The following is a 13,027-nucleotide window of genomic DNA, read 5'->3' on the forward strand; positions in this document are numbered from 1 at the left end:
AATCAAGGAGGTGAATTCTACATCAGAAATCTTATTGATTTCAAGAACTTACTTCCTTCTCATTTGAGGCTTCAGCGTTTCGCGAACCCTGTCGTCTCAAGCGAGGAGGCGTATTCTACGCATCCCCAGCGGGGAGTCAACGCCTTTCTGCAAAAAGTTTCAAAAAGGTTAAAAACGCAAACAGGCGCACCTTTTCTCAAAAGGGGCGCCTGTTTGTCAGTGCTCGTCTACCGGTATTAGCCCAGGTAGAACAGGTGGTGCTTCTTCTTGCCCAGTTTTACCAGGAAGTACTTGCCGAAGCGCGCCGCTTCCTTGGTGAACAGTGCCACCGCATTCATGTTCTGATCCAGACCGCAGGCCTGGTCGTTGATCACGACGGCATTACGCTGCAGGGCATCTTTCACCTGCTTACCGGATGTTGCCAGGCCCGCATCGGCAAAGAGCGTGGTCAGCGGCAGCTCTGCCAGCTCAGTTGGTACCTGAGTCGCCGGCAGACCATCCTGTTCCAGCTGAGCGTAATCTTCCAGGCTCAACTCGGACAGGTCGCCGGAGAACAGTGCTTCGGTAATACGGCGCGCCGCCTGCAGAGCTTCGTCACCATGCACCAGTGCGGTCATCTGTTCTGCCAGGATGCGCTGCGCTTCGGGACGCCCCGCACGCTCACGATCCGCCGCTTCGATCGCGTCGATCTCGCTGACCGGCAGGAAGGTGAAGAACTTCATGAAGCGGTATACATCCGCATCAGGGGTCTGCAGCCAGAACTGATAGAAGGCATAGGGGGATGTCTTCTTAGCATCCAGCCATACCGCACCACCCTCGGTCTTGCCGAACTTGGTACCGTCAGACTTGGTGATCAGCGGCAGGGTCAGGGCATGAGTAGCGGCGCCGTTGACGCGACGAGTCAGCTCGATACCACCGACAATGTTGCCCCACTGATCGGAACCACCGATCTGCATGGTGCAGCCAAACTTGCTGTTCAACTGCTGGAAGTCATAGGACTGCAGGATCTGGTAAGTAAACTCGGTAAAGGAGAGACCCGAACCTTCGCGCTCGATACGCTGCTTGACCGACTCCTTGGCAATCATCTTGTTGACGGTAAAGTGCTTGCCGATGTCGCGCAGGAAGCTCAGCACATCCACACCGGCGGTCCAGTCATAGTTGTTGGCCAGGATGGCGCCCTCTTCACCGTCGAAGTTGATGAAGCGGCTGATCTGTGACTTGAGACACTCACTCCACTGCTGCACCACTTCTTCGGAGTTCAGCTGACGTTCCTGATCCTTGAAGCTGGGATCGCCAATAAGACCGGTGGCACCGCCGACCAGGGCGATCGGGCGATGGCCAGCATCCTGGAAACGCTTCAGCATCAATAGAGGCACCAGGTGACCCAGGTGCAGACTGTCAGCAGTCGGATCGAAGCCACAATAAAGTGTCACCGGTCCCTGAGTCAGATGCTCAGCCAGTTCCTCTTCATTGGTCATCTGTGCGATGAGACCACGGGCCTTCAGATCATCGATCAAGCTGTTTGCGTTCATACCGCCGAAATCTCTCTATTGAATTAAAGTAAGCAGACGCAGCATTCTAAACCTTCACTGAAGACTGAACAAACATGCCCCCGATCATACCCCGTGATTGATGCCCCTCTGTCCACGGGAATTTTCGTTATACTGCGTTGTCGACTGATCCCTCACTTGCTGCCATAGGTATCTCCGTGACACCGTTAATGCACCATCTTCGCCGCCTGCCCCGATTTCACCTCGTCACCGCCGCGGCGACACTCACCGCCCTGGCCGCCATAGTGCTGCTCTGGCCCACTGAGCCGACTTCCTCCATAGAGCCTGATCGCGCAGCCCTCGCCACACCGGCGCCCGTGACCGCAGCTCCCATGGACATCCCTGAGGTTCAGGCTGAGCTTACAGACTCCGCGTCGCCCCAGCCTCAGCCAGTCGCGCCGACTCCACCTCCCCAACCAGTCCCGGCCAGAGTCGAAAACTGGGTCGAATACCCAGTCAAGAGTGGTGATAACCTGACGACCCTGTTCAAGCGCGCCGGACTGGGCCCCCGAGAGGTGTACCGGATATCCCAGGCGGTCAGTGGCAGCGATGCACTGAAGCGGCTGCGCCCGGGGCAGACCCTGGCTTTCCTGATCGAAGACGGCCTGCTGCGTAAACTCCGCCATGCCCAGGATCAACTCAACACCACGCTGATCGAGCTGACCGATACCGGCTATCAGGTACAGCAGCTGGAACGCACCCCTGAAGCGCGCACCGCCTATGCCGAGGGCAACATCAATCGTTCACTGTTTCTGGATGCGGCCGAAGCCGGGCTGTCGAACAAGACCATCATGCAGCTGGCCGAAATCTTCGGCTGGGATATCGACTTCGCGCTGGATATCCGCGACGGCGATCACTTCCGCGTACTCTACGAACAGGATTACCTCGACGACGAACCTCTGGATCAAAGCCGCATCCTGGCCGCTGAGTTCATCAACCAGGGCAAGACCTTCTCGGCTGTACGCTTTACCGACAGCGAGGGCAACAGCCAGTATTTCGCTCCGGATGGGCGCAGCATGCGCAAGGCCTTTCTGCGCTCGCCGGTGGACTTCAGCCGCATCAGCTCCCGCTTCAAGCCCGAGCGCTACCACCCGGTACTGGGCAAGAAGAGGCCCCACCGGGGCGTCGACTACGCCGCCGCAACCGGCACACCGATCAAGGCGGCCGGCGACGGCAAGATCATCTGGCGCGGCACCAAAGGTGGCTATGGCCGCACCATCATTCTGCAGCACGGCGGCAACATCACCACACTGTATGCGCACATGAGTCGCTACCAGAAAGGCCTCAGTAACGGTTCCCGGGTCAAGCAGGGGCAGGTCATCGGTTACGTCGGTGCTTCGGGGCTGGCAACCGGGCCGCATCTGCATTACGAGTTTCGCAGCAACGGCGTACACCGAAACCCGCTGACCGTCGCCCTGCCGGCGGCCAAACCGGTCGCTGACAAGGAGCGTGCCGCCTTCAAGACTGAATCCGAGCGTCTGCTGGCCGCCCTCAACCAACATGCGAGCCAACAGCTTGCCCTGAGTGACCCGGAGCGCGCCCAATGATCCCTGATTACTTCATTGGCCTGATGTCCGGCACCAGCCTGGACAGCATTGACGCCGTCATCGTCAGCTTCACGCCGGAGTTCCAACTGCATGCCAGCCACACCCATCTCCTGCCGGCGGACCTGCGCCAGCAGATTCTGACACTGAACCACAGCGGCCCGGATGAGATCGATCAGCTCGGCGCTCTGGATATTGCACTGGGCCGACTGTTTGCCGATGCCGTCAAAGAACTTCTGGCCAGCAGCGGTTTCAGCGCCAGCCAGATTCGCGCCATCGGCAGCCACGGCCAGACCATTCGCCACCGCCCCGAACTTCATTTCAGTCTGCAGATTGGCGACCCGGCCAACATCGCCGAACGAACCGGCATCACCACCGTGGCCGATTTCCGCCGTCGCGATCTGGCCGCCGGCGGCCAGGGAGCGCCACTGGTTCCCGCCTTTCATCAAGCCCTGTTTGGCCAGGTCGGGCAGGATCGGGTGGTGGTCAATCTGGGCGGCATGGCCAATATCACCCTGCTGCCAGGTAACGATGATCAAGCAGTGCTCGGCTACGACACCGGGCCGGGCAATGTACTGATGGATGCCTGGATCCGTCAGCACCAGGGGCGGGACTACGACAGGGACGGGGCCTGGGCGGCCAGCGGACAGGTACAGCCGGCCTTGCTGGAAGCAATGCTGAGCCACCCCTACTTTCAACGCCTGCCGCCGAAAAGCACCGGACGCGAAGCGTTCGACCTCCCCTGGCTGCAGCAAATACTGAACGCACCGGTTGTCCAGCCAGCCCCTGAGGACACTCAGGCCACCTTGCTGGAACTGACCGCTGCCTCACTGGCTCGGGCGATTGCCGGGCACAAACTGCGCCAGCCACAACTCTTCCTTTGTGGTGGAGGCAGCCACAACCGTGCCTTGCAACGACGCCTGCAGCATCATCTGCCAGAGGCCAGGATCAGCAGTACCGACGCGCTGGGGCTGGCGCCCGACTGGGTGGAAGCTGCCGCCTTCGCCTGGTTCGCCATGCGTACTCTGGAAGGACAGACCTCAAGCCTGGCAGCGGTTACCGGCGCCCGGGGCGACCGTATTCTGGGTGCCATCTACCCGGCCTGATCCAACGACACAGAAACGAAAACGCCGGCATGATGCCGGCGCTTTTTCTGCACGATCCCGAGACAGTCTCAGATCGAGAAAGAGGAACCACAGCCACAGGTCGTGGTGGCATTGGGGTTGTTGATCACGAACTGGGAGCCCTGCAGACCTTCCTTGTAGTCGACCTCAGACCCCGCCAGATACTGGTAGCTCATCGGATCAACCACCAGCATCACGCCGTCACGCTCAACCGCCGCATCATCGTCCGCCATGTTTTCATCGAACGTGAAACCGTAAGAGAAGCCCGCGCAGCCACCACCGGTGATGTACACCCGCAGTTTCAGCTTGTCGTTCTGCTCTTCTTCCAGCAGTGATTTGACCTTATTGGCTGCCGCATCGGTAAATACCAGATCGGCCGCTTGTGCAGTATCGCTCATAGTCACACTAAACCCTCTTTGATACAGCGCATTCTGCCTAAACCGACTAAATCAGTCAAGTATTGGCAGATCAGGGCATCAGTGCAACCTGTTGCAGACCGGCGGTTTCCGGCAGATCAAACATGATATTCATCACCTGTACCGCCTGACCGGACGCACCTTTCACCAGGTTATCGATGGCAGACAGCACCACGACGGTGTCCTCGCCCTGCGGTTGATGCACGCTAATACGGCACATGTTGGAACCCTTAACGCTGCGGGTTTCCGGATGCGAACCGGCCGGCATCACATCGACGAACGGCTCGTCACGGTAGAACTCCTCGAACAGACTCTGCAGATCCGGACCGACCGGATCCTTGAGTACCGAGTACAGGGAGGCATGGATACCACGGATCATCGGCATCAGGTGTGGCGCGAAGGTCAGGCCGACAGGACGACCGGCCATGCCGCTCAGGCCCTGCTTGATTTCCGGCAGATGACGATGCCCCGGCACACCGTAGGCCTTGACGCTCTCGCTGGACTCCGCCTGCAGCATGGCCACATTGGCGCCACGACCGGCACCGGTGACACCGGACTTGCAGTCGGCAATCAGGCGGCGATGGTCGATCAGGCCATTTTCAAGCAGCGGACGGAAGCCCAGCTGGACGGCGGTCGGGTAGCAGCCGGCGCAGCCAATCAGCTGGCCTTCTCGAATGGCTTCACGGTTGACTTCCGGCAGACCATAGACCGCCTTCTGCACCAGATCCGGACAGGTATGTTCCAGGTTGTACCATTTTTCCCAGAGCTCGATATCCTTGATACGGAAATCGGCCCCGAGATCGATGATGCGCACGCCACGGTCAACCAGCTCCGGCGCCATGCTCATGGCAACGCCGTGCGGGGTAGCAAAGAACACCACGTCGCAGGCCGACAGGCGATCGACGTCGGGCACAGTGAATGCGAGGTCATAGTGGCCACGCAGGTTGGGGAACATGTCCGCGACCTGGATCCCTTCCTCGGAACGGGAGGTAATCACCTCTACCTTAGCCTGGGGATGGTTTGCCAGAAGACGCAACAACTCTACACCGGTGTAGCCGGTGCCGCCGACGATACCTACCTTAACCACATCAACCTCTCATCAGTGCGTAAAAACTGTTAGGGTATAATACTTAGCTGCTCAGCAGATGACCATGATCCCCTGAACTCGCCATCATGCCACATCGACCGCTTTCTCTGGAACATTTTCGCCAACGCCTGGCCCATGCCGATGCCCTGCCACAGCTGGTCATACTGGGTGTACTCGCCGGACTGGCCGCGGGTGGCCTGATCAGCCTGTTTCGCTCGGCCGATACATTGCTGCAGGCCTGGTTGCTGCCGGGCGGCGCTGAGCGCTTCGAAGAACTGGACGATCTCCAGCGCTTGCTGCTGCCGCTTGGCGGCAGCCTGTTGCTGATACTGCTGTTCGCTGCCGTGCCGGCCCATGCCCGCACGGTCGGCATCGTGCACATGCTCGAGCGCCTGACCAACTACGAAGGCCGCCTGCCGATCTTCAACCTGTTTATTCAGGGGCTGGCCGCACTGATCGCCCTGGCCAGCGGCCATTCCGTAGGACGTGAAGGACCCGCCGTGCACCTGGGGGCCGGCGCGGGCAGCCTGCTGGGACAGAGACTCTACCTGCCCAACAACTCCATGCGAGTACTGGTGGGCTGCGGTGCCGCCGCCGGTATTGCCGCCACCTTCAACACGCCGCTGGCAGCGGTGATCTTCTCCATGGAGGTGGTGCTGCTGGAATATACCCTGATCGGTTTTCTGCCGGTCATGGTGGCCGCCCTGGTCGGCGACATCGTGTCCCGCGCATTAGTGGGCGAAGCGTTGGTCTTTACCGCCCCCAGCCTGTCGATCGCGGAACTGACCCAGCTCCCCCTGATCGCCGTGCTCGGCCTGGCCTGCGGCCTGCTGGCCACCGGCTTCCACCTGCTGCAGATGCAGGTATTCAAGCTCAAGCACTGGCCCTTCCCGGTCCGTTTTTTGCTCGCCGGGTTACTGACCGGCCTAGTAGCACTGCAGTGGCCGGAAGTGATGGGCGGCGGCTATGACACCATCGAATCCCTGTTCAACACCCCCGAGCCGATCCTGTTTCTGGCCGGCCTGCTGCTGGCCAAGTGCCTGCTGACCCCGGTGGTGATCGGCCTCGGCATCCCGGCCGGCCTGATCGGCCCCACTCTGTTCATTGGTGTCGTCGCCGGCGCCCTGGTCGGCGCCATCGGTTCACTGCTTATCGGCACACCCCACAGCGGCCTCTACGCCATGCTGGGCATGGGTGCAATGATGGCCGCCCTGCTCAATGCGCCGCTGGCGGCACTGCTGGCCATGCTGGAGCTGACCCAGAATACCGGTATCATTCTGCCCGGCATGCTGGCCATTCTGGTCGCCAACCTGACCACCCGCTTCGGTTTTGGGCTACCCTCGATCTTTCATGCGTCCCTGCAACGACAGGGAATGGATCTGCGCCAGGCGCCGCTGGCCCAGATTCTGTCCCGAGCGGCCGTAGGCAGCCTGATGCAGCGCGATTTCAGTGCCACGCCAGCACAGCTCAGCGTGGCCGAGGCGCAAAGCCTGCTTGAGTCGGCACCGCACTGGCTGCTGGTCAGCACGGAATCACGCTCGGTGCTCATGCCACCGGCGGATCTGCGCCAGCACCTGGAAACCCTGAGCGAAGATACCGATGACAGCACTCCCATCGACCTGCTCAGCATTCCGGCCCAGCGCGCCGATATTGAACCTTTGCTCTACCGCGCCACTCTGAAGGAGGCACTCGACCGCATGCAGTTAAAACAGCTAAGTCATCTGCTGGTGGTCAGCAATCGGGAAGAACCCCTGGGCCTGATCAGCCGCCAGCAGATAGAAGAGTATTACAACCGGAAACAGACCCTGTCATGACCCGACTGCACGGCCTTTACGGCCTGACCGATGCCAAGCTGATGCCCAGCGACAATGCCATGCTGGAACAGGTGGAAGCAGCCCTGCGCGGCGGCATGCGCCTGCTGCAATACCGCGACAAGTCCAGCGACGCTGAAAAACGACTGCGCCAGGCCCGCGCCCTGCGTGATCTCTGCCGCCAGTTTGACTGCCCCCTACTGATCAATGATGACGTTGTACTGGCACACGCCTGTGGCGCCGATGGTGTCCACCTAGGCCAGGAGGATGGCAGCGTAGCCGCGGCACGGACGTACCTGGGCACCCGCGCGCTGATCGGCCAGACCTGCCACGACAGCCTGGAGCTGGCCCACCGGGCCATACAGCAGGGAGCCGACCATGTCGCCTTTGGTGCCTTTTTCCCGTCCCAGACCAAGCCCGGCGCCACATCCGCCCCGCTGAGTCTGCTGCAAGCAGCAAAGGAACAGCTGAATGTTCCGGTGGTAGCGATTGGCGGAATCAGTGTGGATAATGCGCCCCAGGTGATCGAAGCCGGCGCCGATCTGGTGGCCGTGGTACACGCGCTCTTCGCAGCCCAGGAGATTCAGCAGCAGGCCGAGCGCTTCAGCCAACAGTTTCAACATTCGTAACCAACCCTTTTTCAAGCCAAAGGAAGTGTCCAATGTCACGTTCAGAATCCCTGTTCCAGGCCGCACAGGCCCACATCCCGGGCGGCGTCAACTCACCGGTACGTGCCTTCAAGGGCGTCGGTGGCACGCCTGTGTTCTTCAAGCGTGGTGAAGGTCCCTTCCTGTTCGATGAAGATGACCGTCAGTACATCGACTACGTCGGTTCCTGGGGCCCGATGCTGCTGGGTCACGCCTATCCGCCGGTGATCAATGCCGTACGCGCGGCACTGGACAACGGTCTGGGCTTTGGTGCACCGACCGCCATCGAGACCGAGATGGCCGACCTGGTCTGTGAACTGGTGCCGTCGATGGAAATGGTGCGCATGGTCAGCTCCGGCACCGAAGCCACCATGAGCGCCATCCGCCTGGCCCGAGGTTTCACCGGCCGCGACAAGATCGTCAAGTTCGAGGGCTGCTACCACGGCCACTCCGACTCCCTGCTGGTCAAGGCCGGTTCAGGCGCCCTGACGCTGGGCGAGCCCAACTCACCTGGGGTTCCGGCCGCACTGGCGGAGCACACCATCACGCTGACCTACAACGACATCGACAATGTGCGTGAAGCCTTTGCCGAAATCGGTGACCAGATCGCCTGCATCATTGTCGAACCGGTAGCCGGCAACATGAACTGCATCCTGCCGAAGGAAGGTTTCCTCGAAGGTCTGCGTGAAGTCTGCGACCAGTATGGCAGCGTGCTGATTTTCGATGAGGTGATGACCGGTTTCCGTGTCGCCCTGGGTGGCGCCCAGGAGTACTTCAACATCAAACCGGACCTGACCACGCTGGGCAAGGTGATCGGCGGCGGCCTGCCGGTCGGTGCCTTCGGCGGCAAGCGTGAGATCATGGAACATATCGCACCGCTGGGTCCGGTGTATCAGGCTGGCACCCTGTCCGGCAACCCGCTGGCAATGTCTGCGGGTCTGGCGATGCTGACCGCCTTGAAGGAAGAAGGCATCCACGAAGCGCTGAGCGCCAAGGCCGAATACCTGACCCTGGGACTGGAAGCGATGGCCGCCCGCCATGGCATCCCGTTCACCACCAGTTGCGTCGGAGGCATGTTCGGCCTGTTCTTCACCGATCAGGAAGAGGTCACCAGCTTCACCGAAGCGACGGCCTGCGATGCCGAGCTGTTCGGCAAGTTCTTCCACGGCATGCTGGATGAGGGCATCTACCTGGCCCCGTCTGCCTTCGAGGCCGGCTTCGTCTCCAACGCCCATACCGAAGCGGAACTTGACGCGACCCTGGCGGCTGCGGATCGCGTCTTCGCCAAGCTCGCGAGCTGATCGACCATGTTGGCTAACAGTCTGCTGTTGTTGGCCGCCCTGGCCGGTGCCGTCCTGCTGTTTCGCCGCAGTGAGGCACTGGCCGAAGCGCCTCGATCGCAGCTTCAGGTCGGCAGCCTGAGCCTGGTGTTCGTGGCGCTGTCTGCGATGGGGCAGCTGCTGCTGACGCCAACCAGCCAGGATATCGCGACCCTGCAGCGCCTGCTGGACAATCTGGCGGTATACGCCGGACTGCCACTGCTGGCAACCGCAACCCTGGCACTGGCGATGGGCTGGTACTGGTCAAAGGCAGGCTGGGGGCGCTGGCTGCTGGCACTCTTTGCCCTGTTCGAGCTGTGCCGACGCATGGGGTTGGGTGAGGACTACACGCTCTGGCTCAGTCTGGCTCTGGCCGCCGCCCTGCTGGTCGCCGCCTGGCGCCTGCAGGGCCTGCTGTCACAGCTGACCTGCGCCCTGGCGGCACCGCTGCTGCTGATCAGCCTCAGCGCGCCGGCGCTGATGACTGCCGAACTGTCCGACACGGTACGCCTGTTGGCTAAGGCGGTCGGCCTGCTGCTGCTCAGCGGGTCACTGCTGCAACAGACCTCAAGGGAAACAGCGGCTCAGTAAGCCGCTGCCTTCTGGCGGGCCTCTCGAGCGCCCGCCGCATTCCCCGCTTCCTGGCGAATATCCGCAATCAGCGTCCACAGCCGGCGCAAGGGGCTACGCTGCCCTGAGGCTACACTCACGCCTTTCAACGCCACCTGTTCAGCCTGCAGAAACTGTCCCTGGCGACGCTGCACGTCGGCCAGCTGGATATAGACCTCGGGGTCACGCGGTGCAATGCGCAACGCCCGCTCCAGACGGCTCTGCGCCGTGCGCAGGTTGCCGTTACTGCTGTCCTGTCGTGCCGTTTCCAGCAGTGCAACCACCGCCGGGCTTTGCGGCTGACTGACAACCTGTTCGACCGGCTGTTGCACCTGAACCGGCTTATCCAGCGTTTCACGCTGCGCCCGGATCACCGGGGTCTGACCGATCGGCGTCACCGTCACACCCGGCGCCGGCTCCGCCGGCACCACCGTACCCGGCTCACTGCTCTGGGGGGTGCTGCGGCTGCGATCCTCGACCGGCGCCTTGTAAACATAGGGGTTGGGACCAGCACAGCCGGTCACCACCAGCGCCATGCCCAGCATCAGATAAACCTTTTTCATAGCGTCCTTCTAAATTCAGTTAAACCAGTTACGGAACCAGTCCAGCGAACGCCTGACCGGGCCATCCAGGCCACAGTCGACCTTTTTCTCCGGCGCCGTACCGGTCAGGAAGGGCAACTGGCGTGACCCTTCACAGCGTTCGTCGGAGCGCAGCCCCGTGGCCTCATCGACCCAGACATATTCAATCCCAGCCGGCCGAGTGGCGATAAAGGGCTCGGGCCGTTCGCGGCGCATGAACTCGGTCCACACCCGCAGCGCGCCACCGGAACCGGTAAACGGCAGCTGCGAATTGTCATCACGCCCCAGCCAGACCACGGCCAGCCGATCGCCGGTAAAACCGGCGAACCAGCTGTCACGCTGATCGTTCGAGGTACCGGTCTTGCCGGCCAGATTCAGATTCTGCGGCAGTACACCGTAGGCGCTGCGCGCCGTACCCTCGCGCCCCACTTCCTGCAGCGCATACTGTAACAGATGCACCACCTCAGGTTTGACCTGCTGCTTCAGGGTAAAGGGATAACGTGACAGTTCCTCGCCCTCGGCATCGGTTACCCGCCGGATAACCCGCAACGGCATGCGGAAGCCGTTGGCCGCGATGGTCTGGTAGATGCTGGCCAGCTCCAGCGGCGACAGTGCCTGGGCACCCAGCAACAGCGATGGATAGGCCTTGAGTTCACGCTCGGCACCTAGACGCTCAAGCATGTCGATCACCCGCTCCAGCCCCACCTCCATACCCAGACGGGCAGTGGACTGATTGTAGGACAGCGCCAGCGAGCGGTGCAGCGGCACCAGGCCGTGGCTGCGCCGGTCGAAGTTCTGCGGTTGCCACAGCGACCCATCCGGCAATTTGACGCTGAACGGTTCGTCTTCCAGCAGGGAGTTCAGGGTGTAGCCCTTTTCCAGAGCGGCCAGATAGACCGCCGGCTTGACCAGTGAGCCGATGGGGCGCAGCGCATCCAGCGCCCGGTTGAAGCCCTGATAGCGGGTTTCACGCCCGCCGATCAGCGCCAGCACCTCGCCGGTCTGCGGGTCGGTCACGACCATGCTGGCTTCCAGCCCCCGGGCCTTGCTGCCATAGCGTTTTTCCAGTCCCTTGACGCTGGTATCCAGTGCCGCCTCGGCACGGGTCTGCACCAGCGGATCCAGCGCGGTGAACACTCTCAGTCCTTCAGTACTCAGATCTTCGTCACGGTACTCCTCGCGCAGCTTACGCTTGACCAAATCCAGGTAAGCCGGGAAGGCGCCCTTGTGCAGACTGCGCTGCTTGACCACGCCCAGCGTACGCTGGCGGGCGGCATCATACTCAGCCTGGTCGATCTGACCCTGATCGCGCAACATTTTCAGTACCAGGTTGCGTCGTTCCAGCGCACGCTCGGGATGTCGGCGCGGATCATACCAGGACGGTCCCTTGACCATGCCGGCCAGCAGCGCCACCTGGTGCAACTCCAGTTCCTGCACCGGACGGGCGAAATAATACTGACTGGCCAGACCAAAACCATGAATGGCGCGGTTGCCGGACTGCCCCAGATAAACCTCGTTGAGGTAGGCCTCCAGAATCTCGTCCTTGTCGTAATGCAGCTCGAGCAGCATTGCCATCGGCAGCTCCATCAGCTTGCGGCTCAGGGTACGGTCGGAGGTCAGGTAGAAATTCTTGATCAGCTGCTGCGTCAGGGTACTGCCGCCCTGCACGAAACGCCCGGCACGGATGTTGACCCACATGGCACGGGCAATGCCCTTGAAGGAGACGCCCCAGTGCTCATAGAAGCGCCGGTCTTCCACCGCCACCAGTGCCTGTGCCAAATGAGGAGGCGCCTCATCGAGCTTGATCAGATCGCGGTCCTCATTGGACTTGGGGTAGATGCCACCAACCAGCATCGGCTCCAGCCGCACCAGCGGCAGGCGGCGCCCCTCGGCATCACGGATGTCGCTCAGGGTGTTACCGGAAAAGGTCAACAGCATGTTGCGCGCCGGTTCGGCACCATCGGGGAAATTGAACCCTCGTGTGCGGATACGGGCACGACTGCTGGCCCACTCAACGGCACCGGGCTGATCAGCACTGCGCACGAAGCGGTAGTGCAGCCCCTTCAGCTCCTGCTTGAGTTCATCCCGGCTCAGGCTCTGACCGGGGTACAACTCCAGCGGGCGGGCATAGACCTTGGCCGGCACGGCCCAGCGTTTGCCCTCGAACTTGCTGCGCACCTGGGCATCCAGGTAGATCAGACCAACTGCGGCCACAACAGCCAGCACCAGCCCCAGCTTGAGCAGCCAGCGGAACAATCGAGCCATCAGGGAAGGTTGTTTGGATCGGCGCTTCCTGCGCCCTTTGGCGGGGGGAGTTCTCTTTTTACTCATCGGGTCAG

The 13,027-nt window shown here is 61.5% G+C and carries 11 protein-coding genes; 6 read left to right on the plus strand and 5 right to left on the minus strand.

Going from position 1 to position 13,027, the window contains the following annotated elements:
• Nucleotides 1-236: 236 nt before the first annotated feature.
• Entirely contained in the window at nt 237-1,532 is a 1,296-nt protein-coding gene (gene tyrS, locus ABD013_RS18175; RefSeq protein ID WP_343809090.1) for a tyrosine--tRNA ligase, read from the minus strand.
• Nucleotides 1,533-1,720: 188 nt separating this feature from the next.
• Between tyrS and ABD013_RS18180 the strand changes: the two genes are divergently transcribed.
• On the plus strand, nt 1,721-3,097 hold the full coding sequence (locus tag ABD013_RS18180) for an OapA family protein (RefSeq protein WP_343809091.1): 1,377 nt from the start codon (nt 1,721-1,723) through the stop codon (nt 3,095-3,097).
• On the plus strand, nt 3,094-4,200 hold the full coding sequence (locus tag ABD013_RS18185; protein WP_343809092.1) for an anhydro-N-acetylmuramic acid kinase: 1,107 nt from the start codon (nt 3,094-3,096) through the stop codon (nt 4,198-4,200). Before ABD013_RS18180 ends, ABD013_RS18185 begins: the two co-directional genes overlap by 4 nt.
• A gap of 68 nt (nt 4,201-4,268) precedes the next feature.
• Here the strand turns inward: ABD013_RS18185 and erpA are convergent, their stop codons facing one another.
• Complete coding sequence (erpA, locus tag ABD013_RS18190) at nt 4,269-4,616, minus strand: iron-sulfur cluster insertion protein ErpA (protein WP_343809093.1); 348 nt, start codon at nt 4,614-4,616, stop codon at nt 4,269-4,271.
• A gap of 70 nt (nt 4,617-4,686) precedes the next feature.
• Complete coding sequence (gene argC / locus ABD013_RS18195; RefSeq protein WP_343809094.1) at nt 4,687-5,721, minus strand: N-acetyl-gamma-glutamyl-phosphate reductase; 1,035 nt, start codon at nt 5,719-5,721, stop codon at nt 4,687-4,689.
• An 86-nt stretch (nt 5,722-5,807) separates the two neighbouring features.
• Between argC and ABD013_RS18200 the strand changes: the two genes are divergently transcribed.
• The 4 genes from ABD013_RS18200 to ABD013_RS18215 are packed head-to-tail and all read left to right on the plus strand — an operon-like array spanning nt 5,808 to nt 10,089.
• Nucleotides 5,808-7,535, plus strand: coding sequence for a chloride channel protein (locus tag ABD013_RS18200; protein WP_343809095.1), 1,728 nt, complete (start codon nt 5,808-5,810; stop codon nt 7,533-7,535).
• Nucleotides 7,532-8,161: a thiamine phosphate synthase gene (thiE, locus tag ABD013_RS18205; protein WP_343809096.1), complete on the plus strand. Its 630-nt coding sequence runs from the start codon at nt 7,532-7,534 to the stop codon at nt 8,159-8,161. The genes ABD013_RS18200 and thiE overlap by 4 nt, the downstream gene beginning before the upstream one ends.
• 32 nt (nt 8,162-8,193) lie before the next feature.
• On the plus strand, nt 8,194-9,480 hold the full coding sequence (gene hemL / locus ABD013_RS18210; protein WP_343809097.1) for a glutamate-1-semialdehyde 2,1-aminomutase: 1,287 nt from the start codon (nt 8,194-8,196) through the stop codon (nt 9,478-9,480).
• A 6-nt stretch (nt 9,481-9,486) separates the two neighbouring features.
• Entirely contained in the window at nt 9,487-10,089 is a 603-nt protein-coding gene (locus tag ABD013_RS18215) for a hypothetical protein (RefSeq protein WP_343809098.1), read from the plus strand.
• Here ABD013_RS18215 and ABD013_RS18220 read toward each other — a convergent pair.
• Nucleotides 10,083-10,670, minus strand: coding sequence for a tetratricopeptide repeat protein (locus ABD013_RS18220; protein ID WP_343809099.1), 588 nt, complete (start codon nt 10,668-10,670; stop codon nt 10,083-10,085). The genes ABD013_RS18215 and ABD013_RS18220 overlap by 7 nt on opposite strands.
• A 15-nt stretch (nt 10,671-10,685) precedes the next feature.
• Nucleotides 10,686-12,953, minus strand: a complete 2,268-nt coding sequence (mrcB, locus tag ABD013_RS18225) for a penicillin-binding protein 1B (protein WP_343809100.1) — start codon at nt 12,951-12,953, stop codon at nt 10,686-10,688.
• Nucleotides 12,954-13,027: the final 74 nt, after the last annotated feature.

The sequence above is a fragment of the Marinobacterium maritimum genome (assembly GCF_039523155.1).
In the GTDB taxonomy this organism is placed as follows: Bacteria; Pseudomonadota; Gammaproteobacteria; order Pseudomonadales; family Balneatricaceae; genus Marinobacterium; species Marinobacterium maritimum.

Bases quoted from the DNA above. Each gene is read 5' to 3' on its own strand.
- tyrS (WP_343809090.1), bottom strand. From the start codon at position 1,532: ATGAACGCAAACAGCTTGATCGATGATCTGAAGGCCCGTGGTCTCATC.
- ABD013_RS18180 (WP_343809091.1), top strand. From the start codon at position 1,721: ATGCACCATCTTCGCCGCCTGCCCCGATTTCACCTCGTCACCGCCGCG.
- ABD013_RS18185 (WP_343809092.1), top strand. From the start codon at position 3,094: ATGATCCCTGATTACTTCATTGGCCTGATGTCCGGCACCAGCCTGGAC.
- erpA (WP_343809093.1), bottom strand. From the start codon at position 4,616: ATGAGCGATACTGCACAAGCGGCCGATCTGGTATTTACCGATGCGGCA.
- ABD013_RS18200 (WP_343809095.1), top strand. From the start codon at position 5,808: ATGCCACATCGACCGCTTTCTCTGGAACATTTTCGCCAACGCCTGGCC.
- thiE (WP_343809096.1), top strand. From the start codon at position 7,532: ATGACCCGACTGCACGGCCTTTACGGCCTGACCGATGCCAAGCTGATG.
- hemL (WP_343809097.1), top strand. From the start codon at position 8,194: ATGTCACGTTCAGAATCCCTGTTCCAGGCCGCACAGGCCCACATCCCG.
- ABD013_RS18215 (WP_343809098.1), top strand. From the start codon at position 9,487: ATGTTGGCTAACAGTCTGCTGTTGTTGGCCGCCCTGGCCGGTGCCGTC.
- ABD013_RS18220 (WP_343809099.1), bottom strand. From the start codon at position 10,670: ATGAAAAAGGTTTATCTGATGCTGGGCATGGCGCTGGTGGTGACCGGC.
- mrcB (WP_343809100.1), bottom strand. From the start codon at position 12,953: ATGGCTCGATTGTTCCGCTGGCTGCTCAAGCTGGGGCTGGTGCTGGCT.